This window comes from Herbaspirillum sp. WKF16 (assembly GCF_028993615.1).
Classification (GTDB): domain Bacteria; phylum Pseudomonadota; class Gammaproteobacteria; order Burkholderiales; family Burkholderiaceae_D; genus Herbaspirillum.
Map to the genome: position 1 here is coordinate 3227738 of NZ_CP118632.1, position 26471 is coordinate 3254208.

The 26471-nt window shown below is 67.6% G+C and carries 23 protein-coding genes; 7 read left to right on the forward strand and 16 right to left on the reverse strand.

Features of this window, described 5'->3' with window-relative positions; translation table 11 throughout:
• Window positions 1-86: 86 nt before the first annotated feature.
• The 7 genes from Herbaro_RS14650 to Herbaro_RS14680 form a co-directional block, all read right to left on the reverse strand.
• A complete protein-coding gene (locus tag Herbaro_RS14650) occupies window positions 87-1706 on the reverse strand; it encodes a sulfite reductase subunit alpha (protein WP_275010356.1) in 1620 nt (539 codons plus the stop codon).
• 7 nt (window positions 1707-1713) lie between these two features.
• Window positions 1714-2721, reverse strand: a complete 1008-nt coding sequence (locus Herbaro_RS14655; RefSeq protein WP_275010357.1) for an FAD:protein FMN transferase — start codon at window positions 2719-2721, stop codon at window positions 1714-1716.
• Window positions 2722-2822: 101 nt separating this feature from the next.
• Window positions 2823-3653, reverse strand: coding sequence for a DUF4198 domain-containing protein (locus Herbaro_RS14660; protein WP_275010358.1), 831 nt, complete (start codon window positions 3651-3653; stop codon window positions 2823-2825).
• Window positions 3654-3712: 59 nt separating this feature from the next.
• Window positions 3713-4258, reverse strand: coding sequence for a DUF2271 domain-containing protein (locus Herbaro_RS14665; RefSeq protein WP_275010359.1), 546 nt, complete (start codon window positions 4256-4258; stop codon window positions 3713-3715).
• Between the two features lie 48 nt (window positions 4259-4306).
• The gene (locus Herbaro_RS14670) at window positions 4307-4987 is read right to left on the reverse strand and encodes a PepSY-associated TM helix domain-containing protein (RefSeq protein ID WP_275010360.1); all 681 of its coding nucleotides are present in this window, start codon (window positions 4985-4987) and stop codon (window positions 4307-4309) included.
• A 131-nt stretch (window positions 4988-5118) separates the two neighbouring features.
• Window positions 5119-6105, reverse strand: coding sequence for an alpha/beta hydrolase (locus Herbaro_RS14675; protein WP_275010361.1), 987 nt, complete (start codon window positions 6103-6105; stop codon window positions 5119-5121).
• Window positions 6106-6175: 70 nt separating this feature from the next.
• Window positions 6176-8239 (reverse strand): TonB-dependent receptor domain-containing protein, encoded by a 2064-nt coding sequence (locus tag Herbaro_RS14680; protein WP_275010362.1) that lies wholly within the window; start codon window positions 8237-8239, stop codon window positions 6176-6178.
• Between the two features lie 267 nt (window positions 8240-8506).
• Between Herbaro_RS14680 and Herbaro_RS14685 the strand changes: the two genes are divergently transcribed.
• Window positions 8507-9274 carry a response regulator gene (locus tag Herbaro_RS14685; protein ID WP_275010363.1) on the forward strand — a complete coding sequence of 256 codons (768 nt, stop codon included), beginning with the start codon at window positions 8507-8509 and terminating at the stop codon, window positions 9272-9274.
• Window positions 9271-10614, forward strand: a complete 1344-nt coding sequence (locus Herbaro_RS14690; RefSeq protein ID WP_275010364.1) for an ATP-binding protein — start codon at window positions 9271-9273, stop codon at window positions 10612-10614. The genes Herbaro_RS14685 and Herbaro_RS14690 overlap by 4 nt, the downstream gene beginning before the upstream one ends.
• A 6-nt stretch (window positions 10615-10620) precedes the next feature.
• Here Herbaro_RS14690 and Herbaro_RS14695 read toward each other — a convergent pair whose 3' ends face one another.
• Entirely contained in the window at window positions 10621-11292 is a 672-nt protein-coding gene (locus Herbaro_RS14695) for a glutathione S-transferase (RefSeq protein WP_275010365.1), read from the reverse strand.
• A gap of 58 nt (window positions 11293-11350) precedes the next feature.
• Here Herbaro_RS14695 and Herbaro_RS14700 point away from each other — a divergent pair, with 58 nt between their 5' ends.
• Complete coding sequence (locus Herbaro_RS14700; protein ID WP_275010366.1) at window positions 11351-12793, forward strand: aminotransferase-like domain-containing protein; 1443 nt, start codon at window positions 11351-11353, stop codon at window positions 12791-12793.
• A gap of 153 nt (window positions 12794-12946) precedes the next feature.
• Here the strand turns inward: Herbaro_RS14700 and Herbaro_RS14705 are convergent, their stop codons facing one another.
• From Herbaro_RS14705 to Herbaro_RS14715, 3 genes are all read right to left on the reverse strand, one after another.
• On the reverse strand, window positions 12947-13252 hold the full coding sequence (locus tag Herbaro_RS14705; RefSeq protein ID WP_275010367.1) for a helix-turn-helix domain-containing protein: 306 nt from the start codon (window positions 13250-13252) through the stop codon (window positions 12947-12949).
• Between the two features lie 10 nt (window positions 13253-13262).
• A complete protein-coding gene (locus tag Herbaro_RS14710; RefSeq protein WP_275010368.1) occupies window positions 13263-15590 on the reverse strand; it encodes an FdhF/YdeP family oxidoreductase in 2328 nt (775 codons plus the stop codon).
• Window positions 15591-15758: 168 nt separating this feature from the next.
• Window positions 15759-16247 (reverse strand): Lrp/AsnC ligand binding domain-containing protein, encoded by a 489-nt coding sequence (locus Herbaro_RS14715; protein WP_275010369.1) that lies wholly within the window; start codon window positions 16245-16247, stop codon window positions 15759-15761.
• Between the two features lie 131 nt (window positions 16248-16378).
• On the opposite strand from Herbaro_RS14715, the gene Herbaro_RS14720 reads away from it, so the two are divergent.
• Together Herbaro_RS14720 and Herbaro_RS14725 are read left to right on the forward strand one after the other, a co-directional pair.
• On the forward strand, window positions 16379-17701 hold the full coding sequence (locus Herbaro_RS14720; protein ID WP_342456513.1) for a D-amino acid dehydrogenase: 1323 nt from the start codon (window positions 16379-16381) through the stop codon (window positions 17699-17701).
• A gap of 282 nt (window positions 17702-17983) precedes the next feature.
• Window positions 17984-19174: a DNA topoisomerase IB gene (locus Herbaro_RS14725; RefSeq protein WP_275010371.1), complete on the forward strand. Its 1191-nt coding sequence runs from the start codon at window positions 17984-17986 to the stop codon at window positions 19172-19174.
• 58 nt (window positions 19175-19232) lie between these two features.
• Here the strand turns inward: Herbaro_RS14725 and Herbaro_RS14730 are convergent, their stop codons facing one another.
• From Herbaro_RS14730 to Herbaro_RS14745, 4 genes are all read right to left on the reverse strand, one after another.
• Window positions 19233-20480 (reverse strand): MFS transporter, encoded by a 1248-nt coding sequence (locus Herbaro_RS14730; RefSeq protein ID WP_275010372.1) that lies wholly within the window; start codon window positions 20478-20480, stop codon window positions 19233-19235.
• A gap of 119 nt (window positions 20481-20599) precedes the next feature.
• A complete protein-coding gene (gene alkB / locus Herbaro_RS14735; RefSeq protein WP_275010373.1) occupies window positions 20600-21250 on the reverse strand; it encodes a DNA oxidative demethylase AlkB in 651 nt (216 codons plus the stop codon).
• 19 nt (window positions 21251-21269) lie between these two features.
• On the reverse strand, window positions 21270-22379 hold the full coding sequence (ada, locus tag Herbaro_RS14740; RefSeq protein ID WP_275014026.1) for a bifunctional DNA-binding transcriptional regulator/O6-methylguanine-DNA methyltransferase Ada: 1110 nt from the start codon (window positions 22377-22379) through the stop codon (window positions 21270-21272).
• 91 nt (window positions 22380-22470) lie between these two features.
• Window positions 22471-22989 carry an Lrp/AsnC family transcriptional regulator gene (locus Herbaro_RS14745; RefSeq protein ID WP_275010374.1) on the reverse strand — a complete coding sequence of 173 codons (519 nt, stop codon included), beginning with the start codon at window positions 22987-22989 and terminating at the stop codon, window positions 22471-22473.
• Window positions 22990-23216: 227 nt separating this feature from the next.
• Between Herbaro_RS14745 and hppD the strand changes: the two genes are divergently transcribed.
• The gene (gene hppD / locus Herbaro_RS14750; RefSeq protein ID WP_275010375.1) at window positions 23217-24311 is read left to right on the forward strand and encodes a 4-hydroxyphenylpyruvate dioxygenase; all 1095 of its coding nucleotides are present in this window, start codon (window positions 23217-23219) and stop codon (window positions 24309-24311) included.
• A 177-nt stretch (window positions 24312-24488) separates the two neighbouring features.
• On the forward strand, window positions 24489-24833 hold the full coding sequence (locus Herbaro_RS14755) for a FlxA-like family protein (protein WP_275010376.1): 345 nt from the start codon (window positions 24489-24491) through the stop codon (window positions 24831-24833).
• Between the two features lie 69 nt (window positions 24834-24902).
• Here the strand turns inward: Herbaro_RS14755 and Herbaro_RS14760 are convergent, their stop codons facing one another.
• A complete protein-coding gene (locus Herbaro_RS14760; RefSeq protein WP_446719272.1) occupies window positions 24903-26303 on the reverse strand; it encodes an MFS transporter in 1401 nt (466 codons plus the stop codon).
• Window positions 26304-26471: the final 168 nt, after the last annotated feature.

Sequence of the window (26471 nt, forward strand, 5' to 3'; positions counted from 1 at the left end):
TATCTCTTTGATTTGACGCCCCATTTTCTCGCGCAACGGGGCGAAAAGGCAAATCGGACAGAACAACGCCCGCCGCCGCGGGCGCCTCAGTAGACGTCGCGCCGGTATCGTCCCTGCTCGGACAGGGCGATCAGCGCGTCCTCGCCGAGGATCTCCCGCAGCGCGTCCGCCACGCCCGCGGCCATGCCCTGCAGGCTGCCGCACACATAGATGCAGGCGCCCTGCGCGACCCAGGCGCGCAGGGTATCGGCGGCCTCGCGCAGCTTGTCCTGCACATAGACGCGCCGCGCCTGGTCGCGCGAGAACGCCAGGTCGAGCCGCTCCAGCAGGCCCTGCGCCTGCCAGGCCTCGATCTCCTCGCGGTGGAAATAGTCGTGCGCGCGGCTGCGCTCGCCGAACACCAGCCAGTTGCGTCCCCGCCCCGCCGCTGCTCGCGCGCGCAGGTGGGCGCGCAACCCGGCCAGGCCGGTGCCGTTGCCGATCAGGATCAGCGGGACATCGTCAGGCGGCGCGTGGAAACCGCTGTTGGCGCGCACCCGCGCGGCGATCTCGGCGCCGGGCGGCGCGTGCAGCGTCAGCCATCCGGAACCGATGCCGGGCCGGCCGTCGGCCTGGCGCATGCGGCGCACCAGCAGGTCCAGGCTGCCGTCGCCGGGCAGCGAGGCGATCGAGTATTCGCGGTGCGGCAAGGGCGCCAGGCGCGCCAGCAATGCCTCGCCGTCGAGGCCGCGCAGATCGTCCAGCTCGCCGGCCGCGCGCGGCAGCATGCGGCCGGCCAGCGCCTGCGCCAGCGGCAGGCCGGACAGCGAGAGTCCCTGCATGAATTGCCGCACCTCCACGTCGCTGTTGCGCGGGCCGATCTCCACGATGTCGCCGGCCTGCCAGGCCGGCGCCGGCAGATCCAGCGGCGTCAGCGCCAGGTGGAAGGCCGGGTCGCCCGCGCTGCCGGGATTGAGCAGGCGGCGCTCGGCCAGGCGCCAGCGGGAGTAGGACGGTGCGCTCCAATCGGCGTCGTCGCTGTGGCCGCTCAGCACGCCCAGTTGGTGCTGCCAGTGGCGCAGCGCGCCCTCGTCGCCGTTGTCGACCTCGACCGGGTCGAACAGCGGCTGCGCGTGACGGCGCCGCAGCCAGTTCTCCAGCGCGTGGCCGAAGGCGCAATATCGTTCGTAGCTGCGGTCGCCCAGCGCCAGCACGCCGAAACGCAGGTCGGCCAGCGAGGCTTGCGCTTGCGCCGAGGCCATCCGGCGCGCGAAGCCGGCGGCGGCGTCCGGCGCATCGCCCTCGCCTGTCGTGCTGATGACGAACAGCGCCTGCCTTGCCGAACGCAAGTCGTCTTCGCCCACCCGCGCCAGCGGCAGCACGCGCACCGCCATGCCGCCCTTGCGCAGGCTGTGGGCCGACTGCAGCGCGAGCTGTTCGGCAAAGCCGGTCTGGCTGGCGAAGGCGATCAGCAAGGGAATGCCATCATCCGCGGCGGCGCCGTCGGCGGCGGCCCAGAGCCTTTCCTGCTCGCGCTGGCGGCGCTTGTGCTTGAGCACGGTCACCGCGCAGAAGACCAGGTAGGCCAGCGCCACCAGCGCGGCCAGCAACCAGCGCCCGTGGGCGCTGTTGCTCAGTTGACCGCGCGCCGCGCCCCAACCGGCCAACGCCGCAGCGGCCAGCACGGCAAGCCATTGGAGGGAAGTCGATGAGGTCAGCTTGCCCATGCCGCGCTCATTCCAGCATGGCGGCCATGGCCGGCGTCATGCGCTCGCGGAAACCCGAGGCCGCGCCGCCGATGAACAGCGCCGCGACATTGCGCCGGCGCGCAAAGGCCATGCCCTCCTCTTCGCCCAGCACGGTGAGCGCAGTGGCCAGCGCGTCGGCCACCATGCAGCTGGGATGCAGCACGGTGACCGAGGCCAGGTCGTGCCGCACCGGGCTGCCGCTGCGCGGGTCGATGGTGTGGGCGTAACGGCGGCCATCCTGCTCGAAATGGCGGCGATAGTCGCCCGAGGTGGCGATGGCCATGCCATGCAATGCCGCCAGCAGCGCGGCGCCGCCGTCCAGCGGCGGCCGCTCCAGCGCCACCCACCAGGGCTGGCCGTCGGCCTTGAGGCCCATGCCGGAGAGCTCGCCGCCGATCTCGGCCAGCCAGCTGGCGCAGCCGGCTTCGCGCAGCGCCTGCGCCACCAGGTCCACTGCGTAACCCTTGGCGATGCCGGAAAAATCGAGGTAGGCGCCGCCCGGTTGCAGCGCGCTGCGCGTGGCCCGATCCAGGCCGATGCGGCGCCAGCCGCAACGCGCGCGCGCCTGCGTCAGCGCAGCCTGATCGGGCACGGCATGCGATGGAACACTGTCGGTGGCCGGCCCGAAGCCCCACAGGTTGACCAGCGGCCCGACGGTGGGATCGAAGGCGCCGTCGCTGTCGACGGCCATGGTCAGCGCGGCGTCCAGCACGGCATGGAAAGCCTCGGGCAAGGCATGCCAGCTGCCGGCCTCGGCGCGGTTGAAGCGGGAAATCAGGGAGTCCGGCTCCCAGGTGCTCATCTCGCGGATCACGCGCGCCAGTTGCGCCTCGACGGCGGCGGCGATGGTCTCGCGCGCCACGCCGCGGGGGGCCAGCGCATGCACGCTCCAGGTGGTGCCCATGGCGGCGCCGGCAAGGGAATGCTGGACGGCATCCGGCGGCAAGGCCGGCGGCTCGTCCATGTCGAGCGGAATCAGTACGCGGTTGGACATCGGGAATACTCGCTGCCGGGCGGCGCTTGACGCGCCGCCCTCAACACAAAAACGGCGCCCGCGCCGCGGGCGCCCATGTCGCTACAGGCCAGGCCCAAGGTTCAGGGCAGCACCTCCACCGTGGCGATGTAGCTGGCGCGGCGCTGGCCGGCTTGCGGCAGCGTGGTCTTCTGGTCGGTAACGCTGGCCTCCAGCCAGTACATGCCGGCGCCGCTCCACTTGATGCTGAATTTGCCCTCGGCGTCGGTCTTGAGCTTGGTTTCCAGCAGCTTGTCGCGATAGCGGATGCCGCCCGGCACCACGTCCACTTCCAGGCCGGGCGCCGGCTTGCCGTCCAGCAGCAGCTGGAAGGAAGCGGTGTCGCCCGCCACCAGGTCGTTGGGATGGGTGACCGGCTGCAGCTCCAGGCCGCTGCCGGTGATCCCCAGCGCGGCGCGGGTCGGCTTGCCGGCGGTGGCGAAGGTCTCCACCCGGCTGTTCACCTGGGTCACCTTCAGCTCTTGCGCGTTGGCCGGGATCTCCTTGGCCAGCGCCTCGGCGGCGCCGCGCCAGCGCTTCTGCTGGCCGTCCACCTTGTAGCTGGCGAACACGCCGTTGTTGACGACTGCGATCTTGTAGGTGCCGGGCTGCGAAAGCTGCACGTCGAAGGTGCTGCGGTACTTGCCGGTGGCGGCGTTGACGGCCTGCGCCGGCTTGCCGTCCGGCGCGGTCACCACCAGGCCGTCCAGGCGCAGCGGGAAGTGCTCGAAATAGAACAGGTCGTTGGAGACGGCGGCGTCCACCGTCACCCAGGCGTCATTGCCCGACAGCACGGTGGCCGAGGGCAGCAGCCACTGGCGGTGCGCGTGGGCCGACAGCGGCAGGCTGATGGCCAGCGCCAGGGCGGCGATCTTCATCGATTTTCCGGCGATGCGTTGCAGGGAGAAGTTCATGTTGGTTCCTCTTGTCGGTGTGGTTCGCGGGCGTGATTGCCCGGCTCGGGGTTCAGGACTCAGGGCTTCAGTTCCAGCGACACCGCGCCCAGTTCGCTGCTGCCTTGCGCCCTGGCGCTCTGGGCCGACTTGGGCGGCCACTGGAAGGGCAGCTTCACCAGCTCGCGGCCGCCGACTTCGCGCGCGGCTTCCACCATCAGCACGTAGTCGCCCGGGGCCAGGCCGGCGAGCGGTCCCTTGTCGGAACCGAAGTTGAGTTTCTGCTCGCCGGCCGGGCGGGTCGCGCCGCTGACGCCGTCGATGGGCATCTGCTGTTCGCGGCCGCTGCGGCGCCACCACTGGCGGATATCCTTCAGCCACTTCTCGCCTTCCTTGTCCTTCTTCTTCAGGTCGTACCAGACCGCCAGGTTGGCCGCCACGCTCTGGTCGGCGCGCTCGATCCAGGCGGCCAGGTAGGGCCGGTGGTATTCCGCCACGTTGAGCGTGGGCACCTCGATGCGGAGGTTCAGGTCGGCGGCGCCGGCCGGGGCCGCCGAGGCGAACAGCGCCGTCATGGCCAGCGCCAGGACGGTAGGTTTCAGCAATAGGGATTTCTTGTGCGTCATGTGACCTCGCTAAAGGGTTCGATGGCTGCGGGCGCGCGCCCGACCGGCTCAATGGATAAACAGGATCGCCAGCAACAGCGGCGCCACCAGCCCCAGCGCCACCAGCGGCCAGGTCGCCGGGCGCTTGCCGGCGTGCATCTGCAGCAGGAACAGGCCGGTGATGCAAAAGACCAGGCAGGCCGCCGCGAACACGTCGATGAACCAGCTCCACGCCGCGCCGGTATTGCGCCCCTTGTGCAGGTCGTTGAAGTAGGAGATCCAGCCGCGCTCGGTCTTCTCGTATTCGATCTTGCCGTCTTCCAGCTCCACCCGCAGCCAGGCGTCCCCGCCCGGGCGCGGCAGCGAGACGTAGACCTCGTCCGGCGACCACTCCGCAGCCTGCGCGCCGATCGTCACGGCCATCTGCGCGGCGATCCAGTCGCGCGCCCCGGCCGGCATCGGCGCCTTGCCGCCCGCCTTGTCGGCGGCTTGCGCCTGCGCGCGCAACGGCGCCAGCAAGCGCTCGGGCAACTGCGCCTCCCGATGGCTGACCTGCGGCCGGGCCTCGATCTGCGCCGCGTGGTTCAGGGTCAGGCCGGTCGCCGCAAAGGCCAGCATCGCCACCAGGCAGATGCCGGAACTGATCCAGTGCCACTGGTGCAGGTGCTTGAGCCAGAAGGCGCGGCGTTTCTGGTCGGGGAGCGGGCTGGCGGTGACGTCCTTCATGGCGTGGCGATGGCGGCCTGCCATTCGCTTCAAATAATAATGGTTCTCAATTATAGCGTCGCGCCTGAAGAAAAAGATCGCGGCGCCGGCTGTTTTACTTTGCGATACAAAACGATACACGGCCGCGCCGCGCAAGGCCCGGCGTCCCGCGCGGCCTAGCCGGGGAACGGCGCCAGTCCGGCCGCGATGCGCAGCGCCGGCTCCAGCGAGGCCGGCAGCATCGGGCCGTGCGCCATGCCCGGGAAGATGCGCAGCGACACCTCCAGCCCATCGCGCTCGCGCAGCCGCGCGGCCAGTTCCGGCAAGGCCTGCGCCGGCATCGCCGCACGCGAGGCCTGCATGGCCTGGGCGGCGTCGGCGGCCGGCGCGGCGTCGTGTCCCGGCCTGCGTTGGCGCCGCTCGGCGTCGCCTGCCATCAGCCACACGCGCGCGCCGGCATGTTTCGCGGCCAGCGCCGCCTCGCCGGCGAAGCGTTTTTCCTCGGCCAGGATCACGCCCTGCTGCCACCACAGCGACGGGCTGGCGGCGATGTAGGCGGAGAACAGGCGGGTCCGCGAGAACAGCGTGTGCAATACGAACAAGCCGCCATAGGAATGCCCCCACAGCGCCAGCCGGCCATGGTCCAGCGACGCCAGCGCGCGCACGCGCGGCAGGATGCGCTGCTCGATCAGGTCGAGGAAGAGCTCGGCGCCGCCGCCCTTGCGGCCGCGCCCCGCCTCCTCATCGGCCTGGCCGGCGGGAATCGGCGGCGTGTAGTCGTAGGCGCGCGCCTGGACGTCGAAGCGCAGCTCGGTGTCGTAGCCGATGGCCACGATCACCGGCGGGTTGCCGGCGTCCAGCGCCTGCAGCTGGCGCTCGTCGATGGACGCCAGCGCGGCGTTGCCGTCGAGCGCGACGATGGCGGGATAGCCGGCGGCCGGCGCGGCCCGGCGCGGAATGCACACGGTCACGCGGTAGCCGCGCTGGCCATCGGCCGAGCGCAGCGTGAAGCCTTCGAAACGATAGGACGCCGAGCCGGCGTCGGCGATGGTCGGTCCGAGCTTGCGGGAGAGATCGGGCTGGGCGCGCGCCGGCAGGGGCGCGAAGGCGCACAGCAAGGCTGCCGCCAGCAGGCGGCGGCGTGGAGTGGAAATGTCGTTCAAGGGAGGTCCGTCAGCGGTGGAGGGAAATGGCCCGGCAGGTCGGCTGCCGGGCCGCTTCAGGCGCGACCGCTCAGAAGCGCCGGGTCAGGCTCATCCACAGGCGGCGGCCGTCGCCCACGGTGTTGAAGCTCTGCTCGTCCAGGCGCTTGTCGGTGACGTTGTAGATCGCCGCGGCCAGGCTGGTCAGCTTGTCGATCTCGAAGCTCGTGCCGATGTCGGCCAGCGCGTAGGCCTTGTACTCCTTCACGCCGCTCGTGGAGATCGTGGTGCCTGCGGTGCCCACGCGGGCGGCGGCGTTGACTTCCTTGCCGTGGTAGTTCATCGCGGCCCACAGGGTCCAGGCGTCGGACTGCTTCCAGTCGGCGCGCAGGTTGAACATGTGCTTGGGCGTGCGGGCCAGGGCGTAGCCGTCATAGCTGCCGCCCTTCTGGCGCGAGTCGGTATAGGTGTAGTTCGACTTCAGCGCCAGCCGGCTGGTGGCTTCCCAGCGCGCGCTCAGCTCCACGCCCTTGATGGTGGCGCGGTCCACGTTGTAGCTGTACCAGAGGCGGTAGTTGTTGTTGGCCGACCAGCGCGCGATCGAACCGTCGGCGTTGTAGACCAGGGCGTTGCTGACCTTGTCCTTGAAATCGGTATAGAACGCCGTAGCGCTGGCGGAGAGGCCGGCCTTGCCGTCCCACAGCGCGGCGAGCTCGTAGCTGGTGCTGGTTTCCGGCTTGAGGTTGGGATCGCCCAGGATTACGCCGCAGGTGCCGGTGGGGCCGACCGTGCAGCCCGCGCCGCCGGTGGTGTAGGCATAGCCGGGCGCGATGGTGCGGATCTCGGGCGCGCGGAAGCCGCGCGAGACGCCGCCCTTGATGGTCAGGTCCTCGGTGCCGTGCCACACGGCGTACAGGCGCGGGCTCCAGTGGTTGCCATAGATCTGGTGGTTGTCCAGGCGCAGGCCGCCGGTCAGCGCCAGGGCATCGGTGAGCTTCCATTCGTCTTCCAGGAACAGCGCCTTCTGCGTGATCTTGAAATCGCGCACGAGGGTCGCGCTCACGCCGGGGTTGACGTCGGTCAGCGTGGCCTCGTTCCATTGCCCGCCCATCACCAGCCAGTGCGCGCCCAGCGGCGCCGAGAGCTTGCCGTCCATCACCAAATTCTCGATCTTGGGCGCGCGCGCGGCCTGGTTGAAGCGGTCGCTGCCCACCGGGCTCTCGGTGAAGCTCTTGCGCTGCGCCTTTTCAAACGAGATCGAGAGGTCCGAGGTGGCCCAGCCGTAGCGGCCCGTGTGCGACAGCGACATGTGGTCGCGCGGGTTCTCGTTGTAGGTGTCGGCGGTGGCGGCGGTCGAGGCCAGCGTGTGATAGGACGATGCATCGCGCCGCACCTGGGTGGTGCCGATCTCGGCCAGGATGTCGTGGTCCTTGTTGGGAGTGAGCGAGAGGCGCGCGGTGAAATCGGTGTCCAGCGCCTTGGTGTTGCCGTTGAGGATGCGGTCCTCCTGGCGCTTGTACACGCGGCCCCACATCTGCAGGCCCAGCACGTCGGTGGCGATCGGGCCGTTGACGTAGAACTGGCCCTGGTAGGAGTCGCCCGAATCGCCGTGCTGCTGCAGCGTGGCGTCGGCCGTGACCGAGCCGCCCCACTTGGCCGCGACCTTCTTGGTGATGATGTTGATCACGCCGCCCATGGCGTCGGAGCCGTACAGCGAAGACATCGGGCCGCGCACCACCTCGATGCGCTCGATGGCATCCAGCGGCGGGATGAAGGTCTGCTCGAAACCGGCGTTGCCGTTGGTGCGCGCGTCGCGCGTGCTCTGGCGCTTGCCGTCCACCAGGATCAGGGTGTAGGCGCCGGGCATGCCGCGGATGAAGATATCCTTTTCACTGGCGGTGCCGGTGACGGTCACGCCTTCCACTTCCGACAAGGCATCGGTCAGGTCGCGGAATGGCTTCTTCTTCAGTTGCTCCTGCGTGATCACGCTGATGCTGGCCGGCGCATCGGTCACCTGCTGCTCGAAGCCGGTGGCGGTCACCACCACCTCCTTGAGCCCCTGCGCCCACGCGCCGCCCGCCATCATGGCGAGGGCGCCGGCAACCGCCACGACCACGGCCGCGCGGGCCGGCTTGAATTCCTGTTTCGCTTGCATATTGCTGTTCCCCAAGGTGTTGATCCGGTGTCTTCCTTCCGCCCGCACCGTGTTTTCTTGGGCGCAGCCCTCCCCTCGCGGAATGAGCATGTCATCCGCAAAGCCGCACCGGTACTGGGTTGGAGGCAAGAAGGAATTTCTTCCGAAATTTGCAAATGAGAATTATATTCATTTAAAATTGGCAAAAGTTTGTCAAAGTGTGGCAAGCGGCCATGCGCCGCGCCAAGCCGCCGGACGCCATCCGTAACGCCGGGGAAGGAAAACAACATGCAAGCGCAACGCCACATCCTGGTGGTCGACGACCATCCCGACATCTGCGAGCCGCTGGCCGCCTACCTGCGCCGCCAGGGCATGCAGGTGAGCATGGCGTTCAACGCCGCGCAGGCGCGGCGGCTGCTGCAAAGGCAAAGCTTCGATCTCGCGGTGCTGGACGTGATGATGCCGGGCGAGGACGGCCTCTCGCTGTGCCGCCATATCGGCGAGGAGTTCGGCACGCCGGTGATCCTGCTCACGGCGATGTCGTCCTGCGCGGACAAGGTCAACGGCCTGGAGACCGGCGCCGACGACTACGTCGTCAAACCCTTCGATCCGCAGGAACTGGTGGCGCGCATCAGGACGGTGCTGCGCCGCATCCGCCGCAGCCTGCCCGACGCGGAGCCGGCCCTGCCCGCGCAGATGGCCGACAGCGCCATTCGCCGCTACGTATTCGACGAGTGGACGCTGGACCTGGAGCGCCGCGAACTGCGCGACCGCGAAGGGGTGGAGGTGACGCTGTCGAGCGTCGAATACCGGCTGCTGCGGGTGCTGGTCGAGCATCCCAACACCGTGCTCTCGCGCGACAAGCTGATGGACCTGACCGCCGGCGCCGAGGCCCAGGCCTTCGACCGCAGCATCGACAGCCAGGTCAGCCGGCTGCGCAAGAAGCTGGAGCCGGATCCGCGCAACCCCAACCTGCTCAAGACCGTGTGGGGCAACGGCTACCTGTTCGCCGCCCAGGTCAGCGCCGAGCTGGCGGGCGTCCCGTCCGCATCATGAGGTTGTGGCCCCGCACCATGGCCGGCCAGCTGGTCGGCCTGCTGCTGCTCGGCCTGGTGGCCGCGCATGCCATCGGCCTGTCGGTGGTGCTGACCAACGGCGAGACCATCCATTCCATCTCGCGCGACCAGATGATCGAACACGCCGCCGTGGCCTGGCGCCTGGGACAGTTGCCCGAGGCGCAGGCGCGCCAGGCGCTGGCAACGGCGCGCGGCGGCAACGCCGACTACGCGCTGGGGCCGGCAGCCCTGGTCGACCAAGGGCGCGAACAGGGCTACGACCAGGACGCCATCGCCGCTAAGCTGGGCCAGTTGCTGGCGCTGGCGCCGGACGCCCTCCGCGTCAGCCTGCTGCGCCACAGCGCGCGCAGCGGCGACCTGCGCATCGCCATGCGCCGCGCCGACGGCCAGTGGATCAACACGCTGCAACATCCGGTGATGTCGCAGGCGTGGATGCGTCCGCTGCGCTTCTCGGTGCCGGTCAGCACGCTGCCGGTGCTGGTGATCGTGTTCCTGTTCGTGCGCCGCATCCTGCGCCCGATCAAGGCGCTGGCGCACGCGGCCGAGCGCGTGAGCCGCGGCGAGCTGGTCGAGCCGCTGGCGGTCACCGGCCCGGCCGAGGCGCGCGAAGTGACCACTGCCTTCAACCTGATGCAGGAACGGCTGCGCCGCTTCGTCGAAGACCGCACGCGCATGCTGGCGGCGATCAGCCACGACCTGCGTACGCCGATCACCTCGCTGCGCCTGCGCGCCGAACTGGTGGACGATCCGCAGCTGCGCGCGGCCATGGTGCGCACGCTGGAAGAGATGCGGGTGATGGTGGAGGAGACCCTGCGCTTCGCGCGCGACGACGCCCGCAGCGAAGACACCCGCGAGGTCGACCTGCAGGCGCTGCTGCGCGACGTGGTGGAGGAGCAATCGGCCCAGGGCCGCGATGTGCAGCTGCGCGGCGGCGGCGGCGCCCTGCCCTACCGCTGCCGCCCGGTGAACCTCAAGCGCGCCGTGTCGAACCTGGTCGACAACGCGGTGCGTTATGGCCGGCGCGCGCGGCTGGCCTTGTCCGTCGAGGCCGGCGGCACGCTGCGCATCCATGTGGATGACGATGGGCCGGGCATCGCCGCCGACAAGCTGCATGAAGTCTTCAAGCCCTTCGTTCGGCTGGATCCATCGCGCAGCCGCCATCACGACGCCAACGCCGATGGCCATGTCGGTCTCGGGCTCGCCATCGCGCGCTCGTGCGTCGAGGCGCACGGCGGACGGCTGGAGCTGGAAAACCGCGACCACCGCGACGACGGCAGCCGCCCGTCGGGCCTGCGCGCCGTGATCAGCCTGCCGGCCTGATCACGTTCAGCGCAGCAGCTCGTACGGGCCGCCGCGCTCCAGCGCGCGCCGGTAGGCCGGACGCCCGTGGATCGCTTCCAGGTACTTGAGCAGGTTGGGATAGCGGCCATCGAGCCCGCCGCGCGAGCGCAGGCCTTCGACCGGGAAACTCATCTGGATGTCGGCCGCGCTGAAGGCGGCTCCCGCAAACCAGCCCTGCTTGCCCAGTTCGTCTTCCATGTAGCGCAGGTGACGCGCCAGTTGCGGCGCGATGAAACGCTCCCGGAAACCGCCGGCGATCAGCTTGGCGACGGGCCGGATCAACGCCGGCACAGCGCGCGGCAGGCGGCCGAAGATCAGTTGCAGCAACAGCAGCGGCATGGCCGACCCTTCGGCATAATGCAGCCAGTAGCGGTAGCGCAGGCGCTCCGGCGTGCCGGGGGCCGGCAGCAGGCCGCTGGCGGCGCCGTAGCGCTCCAGCAGGTATTCGACGATGGCGCCGGATTCGGCCACCGTCAGCTCGCCGTCGGTGATCACCGGCGACTTGCCCAGCGGGTGCACCGCCACCAGTTCGGGCGGCGCCAGCATGGTCTTGGGGTCGCGCTGGTAGAACTTGATCTCGTATTCCAGGCCCAATTCTTCCAGCAACCACAGCACGCGCTGCGAGCGCGAATTGTTGAGGTGATGCACAGTAATCATGGCCGGCGTCCTTTTTTGTAAAATGCGGGCTACAACTCTAACACCAGCCCCTCCTGCCATGGCCGTCATCCCTCTCTACAAGCAATTCGCCGACCAGCTGGCCGCCTCCATCCGCGAGGGCGTGCTGCAGCCGGGCGAGCGCATCGCCTCGGTGCGCATCGCCAGCCAGCAGCACAAGGTCAGCGTGACCACGGTGGTGCGCGCCTACGAGTTGCTGGAAAGCCGAGGCATCATCGAGAGCCATCCGCAGTCTGGCTACTTCGTGCGCGAACCTGCGCAGCCGGCGCAAAAACCGGCGGCGCGGCGCCATGCGCACCAGGACAACCCGGCCTGGCAGCAATCCACCGAGGTGGACGTGAGCCGGCTGGTGCTGGCCACGCTCAAGACCATCCAGCAGGACGGCACCGTGCCGCTGGGCTCGCCCTATCCCAACCCGGCGCTGTTTCCCTCGCAGCGGGTGGCGCAGTATGCCGGCCGCATCACCCGCAACGCCAGCCAGTCCAGCGTGTTCGACGACCTGCCGCCGGGCCATCCCGACCTGCTGCGCCAGATCGCCCGGCGCTACCTGGAAAACGGCCTGAAGGTCGACCCGGAAGAAATCGTCATCACCGTGGGCGCCACCGAAGCCATCAACCTGTGCCTGCAGGCCGTGGCCAAGCCGGGCGACACCATCGCCGTCGAGACCCCGACCTTCTACGCCATGCTGCACGCGATCGAGCGGCTGGGTATGCGGGCGCTGGAAATCCCGACCGATCCCGAGCGCGGCATCGATGTCGGCGCCCTGGAAGAGACGATGAAGACGCAGCCGGTGGCGGCCTGCATGGTGATGCCCAACTTCCAGAACCCGCTGGGTTTCCGGATGCCCGACGTGGAGAAGGAACGGCTGGTCCGCCTGGCCGAGCGGCACGGCATGCCGGTGATCGAGAACGCCGTCTACGGCGAGCTGTACTACGGCAACGCCCACCCATCGTCGCTGAAGAACTACGACCGCGAGGGCCTGGTGCTGCACTGCTCCTCGTTCTCCAAGAGCCTGACCTCGGCCTACCGCATCGGCTGGGCCATGCCGGGACGCTATCGGGAACAGGTGGAGAAGCTCAAGTTCCTCAATACCCTGGCCACGCCCACCGCGCCGCAGCGCGCCATCGCCGAATACCTCACGCAGGGCGGCTACGAACGCCACCTGCGCCGCGTGCGCCGCGCCTTCGCCCAGCAGCGCGACCTGATGCGCCACTTCGTGCTGCGCTTCTTCCCGGCCGGCACGCAAGTGTCCGAGCCGGAAGGCGGCTATGTGCTGTGGGTGGAATTGCCGTCCGGGGTGGACGCGATGGAGCTGTACCGGCGCTGCCTGGCGCTGGGAATCACAGTGGCGCCGGGACGCATCTTCGCGGCCACCAACCGCTACAGCCATTTCATCCGGCTCAACTACAGCTATCCGTGGTCGAAGGAGATCGAGCAGGCCTTGAAGCTGGTGGGGAAGTTGGTGGAGGAACTGGCGGGTTGAGACCCGCTCCCGCCTGTCATTCCTGCGAAAGCAGGAATCCAGTGGCGTTTGTCATGCATCGACGTCGGCCGAACGACGCTGGGTCCCTGCTTTCGCAGGGACGACAGGTCAGCACAATATCGGAAAGCGATGGACTTGCGAAGGTCCGCCGATTCAAGCAAGCGGCGGCAACAGCAACTGCACGCTGCCCGTGCCGTCGTCATTCAACTCGACCTTGACCACGCCCGCCTCTTCCAGCGCCGAGAGGAAGCGCCGCAGCGTGCTCATGCGCAGCTGGGTGCGCTTGGACAGCCGCGCCAGCGACAGCGGCGCGCCGCCGCTGCTGTCGTAGTCGGCCTGCAGTTCATTGATGATGGCCAGCACCTCGGACGGCAGGCCCAGCCCGGCCGCGCCCGCATCCTCGCCGGCGCCGTCGGGCTCGGGAGGATGCAGCGGATGAATGTCGCCGGCCTCGCTCATGGTTCCGGCCTCAGGCCACGGCCTGCTGCGCCGCCGAGCGGTGCAGCAGGACCGGGATCGACTTGGAGGTCGGCGTGCGGGCCTTGTCGGCAAAGCTTTCCAGCGGCACCAGCGGATTGGTCTCCGGATAGTAGCTGCCGATGCAGCCGCGCGGGATGTCGTACTCGACCAGCAGGAAGCCGTCGGCGCGGCGCTCCACGCCGTCGTCCCACACGCTGACCAGGTCGACCCACTCGCCATCCTTCAGGCCCAGCAGCTGCAGGTCTTCCTTGTTGATGAAGACCACGCGGCGCTGGCCGAACACGCCGCGGTAGCGGTCGTCCATGCCGTAGATGGTGGTGTTGTACTGGTCGTGCGAACGCGTGGTCATCAGCGTCATCAGCTTCTCGCCGTGGATGGCGCGGGCGCGATGGATGGGCGTGTCCTTGGGGATGGCGTGAACGATGAAGTTGGCCTTGCCCGAGGCCGTCTTCCACACGCGGTCGCGCGAGGCCACGCCCAGGTGGAAGCCGCCCGGGTTGGCGATGCGCTGGTTGTAGCCCTTGAAGGCGTCGTACACCTTCTCGATGGCGTCGCGGATGCGCGAGTAATCCTCGGCATACCACAGCCAGTCGATCTTCTTGCCGTTGTTGCGCGACTTCATCGTGGCTTCGGCCATGTGGGCGACGATGGCCGTCTCCGACATCAGGTGCTCCGAGGCCGGCTTGTTGATGCCGTAGGAGACGTGCACCATGCTCATCGAATCTTCCACCGTCACGCCCTGCGGGCCGGACTTCTGCACGTCGATCTCGGTGCGCCCCATGGTCGGCAGGATCAGCGCGTCCTTGCCATGCACCAGGTGGCTGCGGTTGAGCTTGGTGGTGATGTGCACCGTGAGGTTGCACGAGCGCATGGCCTCGAAGGTGCGGTAGGTGTCGGGCGTGGCCATGGCGAAGTTGCCGCCCAGGCCGATGAAGACCTTGGTCTTGCCTTCCAGCATGGCCATCACGGAACCGACGGTGTCGTTGCCGTGATGGCGCGGGGCCTTGAATTCGAAGACCTGCTCCAGGCGGTCGAGGAAGGCCGGGGTCGGCTTTTCGTCGATGCCCACGGTGCGGTCGCCCTGCACGTTGGAGTGGCCGCGCACCGGGCACAGGCCGGCGCCGGGACGGCCGATGTTCCCGCGCAGCATCATCATGTTCGACAGCAGCTGGATCGCGCCCACGGCGTGCTTGTGCTGGGTCAAACCCATGCCCCAGGTGGCGATGACGGCCTTGCCGCGCACATACACCTGGGTCAGTTTCTCGATGTCGTCGCGCGAGACGCCGGACTCGCCGATGATGTCGTCCCAGCTCTCGGCGCGCACGTCGGCGGCGAAGTCCTCGAAGCCGGAGGTGTGGGTCTCGATGAACTCCACATCCAGCACGCGCTCGGCGTTGGTGAAGACGGCCACGTCATCGAGCTCGATGGTGCGCTTGATGACGCCCTTGATCAGCGCCAGGTCGCCGCCCAGTTTCGGGTGGATGAACATGGAGCTGATGCGGGTGCTGCCCATGGTCAGCATCTCGACCTTGCTTTGCGGGTCGGCGAAACGCTCCAGGCCGCGTTCCTTCAGGGGATTGATGGCGACGATGGTGGCGCCGCGCTTGGAGGCGTGGCGCAGTTCGCCCATCATGCGCGGGTGGTTGGTGGCCGGGTTCTGGCCGAACAGCAGCAGCGTGTCGCACAGGTCGAAATCGTCCAGCAACACGGTGCCCTTGCCGATGCCCACCGTGCCCGGCAGGCCGACGCTGGTCGGCTCGTGGCACATGTTGGAGCAGTCGGGGAAGTTGTTGGTGCCGTACTGGCGCACGAACAGCTGGAACAGGAAGGCCGCCTCGTTGCTGGCGCGGCCGGAGACGTAGAAGTCGGCCATGTCCGGATCGGGCAAGGCATTCAGGTGTTGGGCGATGAGGTCGAAGGCGCCCTGCCAGTCGATCGTCCTGTACTTGTCGGTGGCGGCGTCGTAGACCATGGGATGGGTCAGGCGGCCGTGCTCCTCGAGCTCGTAGTCCGACTGCTCCATCAGTTCGGTCACCGTGTGCTTCTCGAAGAACTCGGTGGTGACGCGCTTCTTGGTGGCCTCGGCGGCGACCGCCTTGACACCGTTCTCGCAGAATTCGAAGGTGGAGGTATGTTCGCGGTCAGGCCATGCGCAACCGGGGCAGTCGAAACCATCCGGCTGGTTCTGCGACAGCAAAGTGCGGAGGCCCTTGCCGTCGGCGACGTGTTCCTTGACCAGGTTCAGCGCCACGTATTTCAGCGCGCCCCAGCCGCCCGCGGGTTGGTTGTACTGCTCGATTCTCGGTTTGGATGACATGATCTCGGTACGGATTGATTCCAGACTGCAAGTCTAGGACAGGCCACCCCTGGGGGGCATGCACAGAGACATCGGGGCAAACAGAGTACAGTCCCGCGCAAGCGCCCGGCGCAACTGTACTTGCACTTTCGACCAGTTTCCCGCCCGGCGGTTCGGACGCCCGCCCCGTCATTCATCCAGCGGCAATGCCAGCGTCTCCTTGATTTCCTCCATCACCACGTAGCTCTTGGACTGCGCCGCCCCGGGCAGCTGCAGCAGGATGTCGCCCAGCAGCTTGCGGTATTCCGCCATGCCGCGGATGCGCGCCTTGATCAGGTAGTCGAAGTCGCCCGAGACCAGGTGGCATTCCTGCACCTCGGGGATGCGCAGCACCTCGCGCCGGAACTGCTCGAACATGTTGCCCGACTTGTGGTTCAGCGTGATCTCGACGAACACCAGCAGCGTCGCCCCCAGCGCCTCGGGGTTCACGCGCGCGTAGTAGCCGCTGATCACGCCGTCGCGCTCCATGCGCCGCACCCGCTCGATGCAGGGCGTGACCGACAGGCCGACCTGCTCGCCCAGCTCCTTCATGGAAATGCGGCCGTCCTTTTGCAGGACGGCGAGGATGCGGTGGTCGAGCTTGTCCAGGGTGCGGACGGACTGCTGCTGGGTTCTCATGGTTTTTTCTCGTCAAAAGCAGTTTCTCGCGATCATCCACTGAAACAACATGAAAATACGCAAACAAACACTATTTATTCACCAATATCATAGCTGAATCTTCTATACACAAGCTGTTTACCAGCACATTCATATCAAGACGGGGGTCATCCATGCGTGTCGTCATTCTCGGAAGCGGTGTCATCGGCGTCACCAGCGCCTGGTACCTGGCCAAGGCAGGCCACGAAGTCACCGTGCTGGAACGCCAGGACGGCCCGGCGCTGGAGACCTCGTTCGGCAACGCCGGCCAGATCTCGCCCGGCTACGCTTCGCCCTGGGCCGCGCCCGGTATCCCGCTGAAGGCGCTGAAGTGGATGTTCCAGGAGCACGCGCCGCTGGCGATCCGCCCGGACGGCACGCTGCGCCAGCTGCGCTGGATGTGGCAGATGCTGCGCAACTGCAATGCCGCCAGCTATGCCGTGAACAAGGAACGCATGGTGCGCCTGGCCGAATACAGCCGCGACTGCTTCCGCGAGCTGCGCGCCGATACCGGCATCCCCTATGAAGGCCGCCAGCAAGGCACGCTGCAGCTGTTCCGCACACAGGAACAGCTGGACGGCGCGGCCAAGGACATCGCCGTGCTGTCGGAGGCCGGCGTGCCCTACGAACTGCTCTCGGCCGACCGGCTGGCGCAAGCCGAACCGGCGCTGGCCAAGGTGCGCGGCAAGCTCGCCGGCGGCCTGCGCCTGCCCAACGACGAAACCGGCGACTGCCAGCTGTTCACCAGCCGCCTGGCCGGGATGGCCGAGGAGCTGGGCGTGAAGTTCCGCTACGGCGTCTCGATCGACGCGCTGGCCATGGCCGGCGACAAGATCGGCGGCGTGGTGTGCGGGCGCGAACTGGTGCAGGCCGACGCCTACGTGGTGGCGCTGGGCTCGCACTCGCCGCAGCTGCTGCGCGATGTGCCGGCGCTGCCTGAGATCCCGGTCTATCCGCTCAAGGGCTACTCGATCACGGTGCCCATCGTCGACGCCGCCGCCGCGCCGGTCTCCACCATCCTGGACGAGACCTACAAGATCGCCGTCACCCGCTTCGACGATCGCATCCGCGTGGGCGGCATGGCCGAGATCGTGGGCTACGACAAGAGCCTGAGCGCCAAGCGCCGCGCCACGCTGGAGCTGGTGGTCAACGACCTGTTCCCGGGCGCCGGCGACACTGCGCAAGCCAGCTTCTGGACCGGCCTGCGTCCGATGACGCCGGATGGCACGCCGGTGGTGGGCGCCACGCCGCTCTCCAATCTCTACATCAACACCGGCCACGGCACGCTGGGCTGGACCATGTCCTGCGGCTCCGGCAAGCTGCTCTCGGACCTGATCTCGGGCCGCCGCCCGGCGATCGCCCACGACGACCTCTCGGTGGCGCGCTACATGGGCGGCTTCGGTCACGGCCACGCGCCGCGCCTGGCGGGAGCATAAGCCGCATCTCGATTTTTCATCCTTCTGCTTCCCTCGCAGAATGCTTGGCCGGAGTGCAATGCGCTCCGGCCTTTTTTCATTCCGGCGCAGCTCGTCCGCGCCGATCCCGCCCTGCCGGCCGTCGCTGGCCGCGTAGGAAAACTCCCACAAGACTTCCCGCGCGCGACTGACTGCCCTCGCCCCCTGCTTTGACAATAATCGGCTTAACCAATAGTCAAAAAAACCTCTCGATTCAACGTAACCTCATCCGTGCAGCGCGATCGCACAAGGAGAACGACGAGCATGGGACATACCGCCAGCGAGCGCGACGGATATCACGAGGAAGCGGCCGACATCGCGCGCCAGAACGGCCTGCGCTACATGAGCGACGACATGCCCGGCATCACGCGCAGCCGCCATGGCAAGGGCTTCTCCTATCACGACGCCGCAGGGCGCGCGATTCACGACAAGGAAGAAATCGAGCGCCTGCGCTCGCTGGCCATTCCGCCGGCCTGGGACGAGGTCTGGATCAGCCCCTGGGCCAACGGCCACATCCAGGCCACCGGCCGCGACGCGCGCGGACGCAAGCAATACCGCTATCACCCGCATTGGCGCCTGGTGCGCGACGACGCCAAGTATGAACGCATGCTCAGCTTCGCCCAGGCGCTGCCGGCGATCCGCCGCGCGGTGTACGAAGACCTGCACCGGCCCGGGCTGCACCGCCAGAAGGTAGTGGCCTCCATCGTGCACCTGCTGCAGGCCACGCTGATGCGCGTGGGCAACGATGAATATGCGCGCGAAAACAAGTCCTTCGGCCTGACCACGCTGCGCAACCGGCACGTGCGCATCGACGGCAGCGACGTGCTGTTCCGCTTTCGCGGCAAGAGCGGCGTGCAGCACGAGATCAAGCTGCACGACCCCTACGTGGTGCGCCTGATCCGCAAGATGCGCGACCTTCCCGGACAGGAGCTGTTCCAGTACGTGGACGACGACGGCCAGGCGCACAGCATCGACTCGGGCGATGTCAACGCCTACCTGCGCGAGGTCACCGGCGAGGATTTCAGCGCCAAGGATTTCCGTACCTGGGCCGGCACCGTGCTGGCGACGCTGGCGCTGCAGGCCTTCGAGGTCTTCGACTCGCAAGCCCAGGCCAAGAAGAACGTGGTGCGCGCCATCGAGAACGTGGCCAAGAAACTGGGCAACACGCCCTCCATCTGCCGCAAGTGCTACGTGCACCCGGCAGTGGTGGAGAGTTACCTGGGAGGCGGCTTCACCGACTTGCTCGAAGAGCGGGTGAAACACGAACTGGTGGAGGAGCTGCACGCGCTGACGCCGGAAGAAGCCGCGGTATTGGCGCTGTTGCAGCAGCGGCTGCGCGAGGCCGATGAAGACGCCGGGCGGGCGCGCCGGCCGGCGCCGCGGCAAGACCGCACGGCGGGAGAAAGGAAACGCCAGGCTCCCGCCAGGCCGGCGGTACACCGGTCGCACGCCTGATCCACGCAGGCCTGCCGTTGCTGCGAAAGCAGGAGCGGCAGATGCGCCCCTGCCTGCGCTACGCGGCAGGCAATTTCTGCATCTTCGGCAAGAACGCCGCCAGCAAGCCGATCAGCGGCAGGAAGGCGCACACCTGGTAGACGAAGTTGATGTCGGTCAGGTCGGCCAGCTTGCCCAGAAGCGCCGCGCCGATGCCGCCCATGCCGAAGGCGAAGCCGAAGAACAAGCCCGAGACCGTGCCGATCTTTCCCGGCATCAGCTCCTGCGCGAACACCAGGATGGCGGAGAAGGCCGAAGCCAGGATCAGGCCGATGATCACCGACAGCACGCCGGTCCAGAACAGGCTGGCGTAGGGCAGCATCAGCGTGAACGGCGCCACGCCCAGGATCGAGGTCCAGATCACCGCCTTGCGGCCGATGCGGTCGCCGATCGGGCCGCCGGCCACGGTGCCCACCGCCACCGCGAACAGGAAGGCGAACAGGTGCAGCTGCGCGTCCTGCACCGACAGCTGGAACTTGCTGATCAGGTAGAAGGTGAAGTAGCTCGACAGGCTGGCCATGTAAAAGTACTTGGAGAAGATCAGCAGCAGCAGGATGCACACCGCCTGCGTCACCTTGGACTTGGGCAGCTGCGCATAGGCCGGCCCCTTCTTCTTTCCCTTGCCCTTGGCCGCGCTTTGCTGGCGCGCGTACCAGTGGCCGATCTGGCGCAGCACCACGATGGCGATCAACGCGGCAATGGCGAACCAGGCTACGCTGCGCTGGCCGCCGGGAATGATGATCCACGCCGCCAGCAGCGGCCCCATCGCGCTGCCGGCGTTGCCGCCGACCTGGAACAGCGACTGCGCCAGGCCGTGGCGACCGCCCGAGGCCATGCGCGCCACGCGCGAGGCTTCCGGATGGAACACCGATGAACCGGTGCCCACCAGCGCCGCCGCCAGCAGCAGCACGCCGAAGTTGGGCGCCACCGACAGCAGCAGCAGGCCGCATAGCGTCGAGCCCATGCCCACGGCCAGCGAATACGGTTTCGGATGCTTGTCGGTGTACAGGCCCACCAGCGGCTGCAGCAGCGATGCCGTGACCTGGAAGGTCAGCGTGATCAGTCCGATCTGCGCGAAGCTGAGGTGAAAATTGCCCTTGAGCAGCGGATAGATGGCCAGCAGCAGCGACTGGATCATGTCGTTGAGGAAGTGCGAGAAGCTGATCGCCCCCAGTACGCGGAAGCCGGTCTTCTCGGCCGGTTGCGGCGCGGATGCGGGCGGGATGGACGGCGGGCCGTCGGGCACGTTGTCGAGTGCTGTCTCCATGGTCTTGTTCTGTGATGTCGATACGGTGGGATGACTCCGTCGCGGGCGGCATGGGCCGTGGATCGGAGGGCAACCGCCATTGTATGCCCGCGCGCGCGGCTTGTCTTTGGGCGCGCGCCTCAGCGGGCGCGACGGAAGGTCAGGTTGTAGCGGCAGCGCCCGGTGAGCGGGTGCTCGCCCTCGGGCAAGGCGTCGACGCCGTGGTACAGCAGCCGCGCCGGCCCGCCCCAGACCACCACGTCGCCGCTTTCCAGGCGCATCTTGCGCGGCTTGTCGGCACGCTCCATGCCGCCGAACAGGAAGGTGGCCGGCAAACCCAGCGAGACCGAGACGATGGGCTGCCCCATGTCCTGCTCGTTCTTGTCCTGGTGCAGCGACATGCGCGCCCCGGGTTCGTAGCGGTTGACTAAACAAGCGTCCGGATCGAAGCCGCGGAAGCCGGCCTCCTGCGCCGCGCGCACGGCCAATTCGCGAAATGCGCCGGGCATCTCCGGCCAGGGATCGCCCGACAGCGGATCATCCCCCTGGTAGCGATAGCCGCGCCGGTCGGTGACCCAGCCGTACTCCCCGCAATTGCTCATCGCCACCGACATGCGAAAGCCGCCCGGCGTCTGCATGTGGCGCAGCGGCGACTGCGCGATGACCTGCGCCACCGCCGCCGCCAGCTCCTCCTGCTGCGCCCAGGCGAAGGCGCGCAGCAGCACCGCGCCCGGCGCGATGGGTTCGCGCGAGGGCTGCGGCTCCAGCGTTGCAAACAGGTCCAGGGTCATGGCCGGCGGCGTCCTTGCATCATGCTGTACGTACCGTCGCTTCCTTCTCCAGCAGCGCCTTCTTGCGCTCCACGCCCCAGCGGTAGCCGGAGGGCGAACCATCCAGCCTGACGATGCGATGGCAGGGAATCAGCAGCGCGATCTCGTTGCTGCCGCAGGCGCTGGCCACCGCGCGCACGGCCGCCGGACTGCCGACGCGCCCGGCCAGCTCGGAGTAGCTCAGCGTCACGCCCGGCGGCACCTCGCGCAGCGCCTGCCATACGCGTTGCTGGAACGCGGTGCCGCGCACATCCAGCGGCAGCTCGACGCCGCGCCGCGGATCCTCGACCGCACCCAGCACCTGCGCCAGCGTGCGTTCGAATGCGGGATCGCCGCCGACCAGCTCGGCCTTGGGGAAGCGGTCCTGCAGCTCGCGCACCAGGCGCTCGGCATCGTCGCCCAAAGTTACCGCGCAGATACCCTTGTCGGTCGCCGCCACCAGCAGCTCGCCCAACCAGCAGTGCGCCACCGCGAAGCGGATGCGCTCACCGCTGCCGCCGCGGCGATAGGCGCCGGGCGTCATGCCCAGCTGTTCGCCGCTGCGTTCGTAGAAGCGTCCGCTGGAATTGAAGCCGGCGTCGTAGATCGCCTCGGTCACGCTGGCGCTGCCGGGCAGTTCGCGCCGCATGCGTTCGGCGCGGCGGCCGTCGGCATAGGCCCGCGGAGTGAGGCCGGTGTGCGCCTTGAAGATGCGATGGAAGTGGTAGCGGCTGATGCCCACGGCCTCGGCCAGCGTGGCCAGGTCGGGCGCGCTGTCGGCCTGCTCGATGAGGCGGCAGGCCTGCTCCACCGCCTGCGCCTGGCGCTCCTCCAGCGGCGGTTGGTCGGGCTTGCAGCGCTTGCAGGCGCGAAAGCCTGCGGCCTCGGCGGCGGCGCAACTGTCGTGGAAGGCGACGTTCTTGCGCAGCGCCGGACGCGCCGCGCAGGAGGGCCGGCAATACACGCCGGTGCTGCGCACGGAGTAGTAGAACTGGCCGTCGGCCGCCGGGTCGCGCTGCTGCACGGCGGCCCAGCGCGCGTCGTCGCCGAGGTAGACGCGGGCGGGTGCCACGGGCAGCGCGGCTGTCTGGCGGGAAATCTGCTTGCTCATGGTTTGCATGATGCTCTCCTTTTGATTCTGACGTCTGCAGTCTACGAATCGCCGGGAGGCGCCGCACTCCGGCGCTTGCTTTCAAATCACCCTATTGCGAGAACTTGATGCGCTGGCGCGACTTGACCGGCTGCATCACGTGTTCCAGCGGCAGCTCGTGCGACTGCTTGACCTTCTTCAGGGTGATGTTGGACTTGACGTTGGTCACGCCCGGCAAGCGCAGCAGGCGCGCCATCATGAACTCGGAAAAGGCCGCCAGGTCGGGCGCCACGATGCGCAGGATATAATCGGCCTCGCCGGTGATCGAGAAGCACTCGGTCACCTCGGGCATCGCCTCCACCGCCTTCTCGAAGAGCTCGCCGCGGGTCTCGCCCTGGCGGTCCAGGGTCACGGTGGTAAAGGCGGTCACGCCCAGCCCCACCACCGCCGGATCCAGCACCGCGGTATAGCGTTCGATCACGTGGGCCTCTTCCAGCCGCTGCACGCGGCGGCTGATCTGCGAGGTCGACAGGTGCACCTTCTGCCCCAGCGCGCTATTGGTGATATGGCCGTCGCGCTGCAGCTCGGTCAGCAAGGCCAGATCGAAGCGATCGACGTTGATGATGCTCATTTCTCTCTCCAATTTCCCAATTTAAGAATTATTTGTGCATATTATCTAGCATAATACGCAAAAAACAATCACATATTGCGCGATCGGCACAATAAACTCTTCCCATGGGCCGGCAATTCCGCCGCGCTCCCCACACAAGCGACAAGGATCAGCCGGCAGCACCGCCAGTCCATGCCCAAAAGGCAAGCCTGCGCGCCGCCGGCCCTCCCCACCGCGAGGAGACACGCATGGGTCACGCAGACGCCAATTTCGCCCCCGCCAACAGCCGGGACCTGTTCGACAACCCCATGGGCACCGACGGCTTCGAGTTCGTCGAATACGCCGCCAAGGATCCCGCGGCCATCGCCGCCGTGCTGGAGCTGATGGGTTTCGCCGCCGTGGCGCGTCACCGTTCCAAGAACGTCACGCTGTACCGCCAGGGCCAGATCAACTTCATCGTCAACGCCGAACCGGAGAGCAATGCTTCCGCCTTCGCCCAGGTGCACGGCGCCTCGGTCAACGCCATGGCCTTCCGCGTCAAGGACGCCGCCTTCGTCTACCGGCGGGCGCTGGAGCTGGGCGCCGAGGGCGTGGAAGCCAAGCTCGGCCCGATGGAACTGAACATCCCGGCCATCCGCGGCATCGGCGGCTCGCTGCTGTACCTGGTGGATCGCTACGGCGACAACGGCTCGATCTACGACGTCGATTTCCAGTTCTTCCCCGATGCCGAGCGCAATCCGCGCGGCGTGGGCCTGACCTACATCGACCACCTGACCCACAACGTGGTGCGCGGCGCGATGGACACCTGGTCGTCGTTCTACACCCGTCTCTTCAACTTCCGCGAGATCAAGTACTTCGACATCGAAGGCAAGATGACGGGCCTGAAGTCGCGCGCCATGACCAGCCCCTGCGGCAAGATCCGCATCCCGATCAACGAGAGCGCTGACGACAAGTCGCAGATCGAGGAATTCATCCGGCAGTACAACGGCGAAGGCATCCAGCACATCGCGCTGGGCACCGACGACATCTACCGCACCGTGCGCGACCTGCGCGCGCGCGGCGTGCCGCTGCAGGACACCATCGACACCTACTACGACCTGGTGGAGCGGCGCATCCCCGGCCACGGCGAAGACCTGAAAGCGCTGCATGAGCTGAAGATCCTGATCGATGGCGCGCCCACCGACGGCCAGGGCCTGCTGCTGCAGATCTTCACCCAGAACGTGATCGGTCCGGTGTTCTACGAGATCATCCAGCGCAAGGGCAACGACGGCTTCGGCGAGGGCAACTTCAAGGCCCTGTTCGAATCGATCGAGCTGGACCAGATGCGCCGCGGCGTGATCTGAAACCCCAGGGCCGCCTGGCGGCAATGATGCAACAATGACAAGGCGGACGCCGGCAACGGCGCCCGCCTTTCGCTTTCCTCAAAGAATTATTTTTCCTGGACTCAAGGAATTGCCAGGGCCGCCGTAAAAGAATCCAAGATTCAACATTTGCTGCGCTTGTTGCAGCCTGGAGCTTTCATGGCAGTCATTTCCGAATACGCGGAAACCGAAACGGCAGTGGCAAATCCGGTCGCCGACACGCTGGACAACGATCCGTCCGAGCTGATCGCCCAATTGAGCAATCGCATCGTCATCCTGCAGCAGCAATCGCACTCCCTGAATCGCTTCCCGGCCAACAAGGACGGCAAGCAGCAGCGCTCGCTGCTGCAGCAGCAGATCCGCACGCTATACCAGCAGATCTTCCTGCTGGAGCAGCAAAGCGCGGGCAAGCGCCGGCATGGCGACAACTACCTGAGCATGGCATTGTCGGTGGCGGCCCACGCCGCCAACGCCTATAGCCGCGACGTGTTCGCCGCCGGCTGAAACGATTCCCGCACTGAAAAAAAAGCGATCCCACGGATCGCTTTTTTTATTTCTACCGGCTTCCCCAACTCAGCCCTGCGCCCCATGATGACGCAGCCGCGACAGGCTGACCACGCAGCCCGCCCCCGCCAGCGCGGCGGCGCACCACAGCACCAGCGCATAGGGTGAGGCATACAGGGTAAGCATCATCGCCACCACCGAGGCGCCGGCCGTTTGCCCGGTCAGGCGCCCGGTGCCCAGCATGCCGCTGGCGCCGCCGGTGCGCGAGCGCGGCGCCGAACTGATCAGCGTGCGATTGTTGGGCGACTGGAACAGACCGAAACCGAAACCGCATACCGCGAACTGCAGCGCGATGACGCCATCCGGCGTGGCCGCGCCGATGGCCAGCAGCGACAGCAGCCCGGCGCACATGATGGCCAGGCCGATGCCGCCCAGCAGGCCCGAGGACATGCGGTCCGACAGCTTGCCCGCGACCACGCCGGTCAGCGCCACCGCGATGGGCCAGGCGGTGAGCAGCAGGCCGGCGCGCGCGGCGCTCATGCCAAGGTGGTTCTGCAGCATGAAGGGCAGCATCACGAAGGTCGCCATCTGGGCCGCGAAGGAACAGAACGAGGTGCCGATCGAGAGCGCGAACAGCGGGATGCGCAACAGGTCCAGCGGCAGCATCGGCGCGGTGGCCGATTGCACCTTCAGCAGCACCGCCAGGCTGGCCAGCGTCAGCAAGGCGCACCCCAGCACCACGCCCCAGCCCTGCACGTGGCCGATGGCGTCCACCGTGTAGAGCAGCAGGCCGATGAAGAGCATGCACACCAGCGCGCTGCGCAGGTCGTACTTGCGGTCCGACAGCGGATTGAAGGGCAGCGCCTTCCAGCCGATCAAGAGCGACAGCAGGCCGAGCGGAATGTTGATCAGGAACAGCCAATGCCAGGAGGCGAAGTGCAGGATGAAGCCGGCCACGGTCGGTCCCAGCGCGGTGGAGGTGCCGGCCACCAGGGCGTTGTAGCCGATGGCCCTTCCCAGCAGGCGGCTGGGATAGATGAAGCGGATCAGCGCGGTGTTCACCGAGAGGATGCCGGCCGCTCCCACGCCCTGCGCCACGCGCGCCAGGCTCAGTTGCAGCATGTCGGCGCTCACCGCGCAGGCCAGCGAGGACAGCGTGAACAGCACCAGCCCGCACAGGTAGACGCGGCGATAGCCGATCACCTCGCCCAGCGAGGCCAGCGGCAGCAGGCACACCGCCATGGCGATCTGGTAGCTGTTGATGATCCAGATGGCGTCGGCGTCGGTGGCCCTGAGGTCGGCCGCGATCGAGGGCAGCGCCAGGTTGGCGATGGAGCCGTCCATGACTGCGATGGCCACGGCCAGCACCACGGTGACGATGGCAAGGATGCGTTGTTCGCGGGGGAGTCCGTCGGCGTCTTCCGGGGCGCCGTTATGGGTCTGCACTTGCACTGTCTGCTTTCCGGGCATGTCAATGAAATGGGCGCCTTGCGCGCCCGATGAGGCTCACATGTTAACACCGACGGCGACTGCGCAGGCGGCCTCCCCTGCGCAAAAAACGAGCCCGGCCGGGACCTGCGGCGAACGTCCCCGGATCGGCGCATGCAACGGCGCCATAAAAAAAGCGATCCCGCGGGA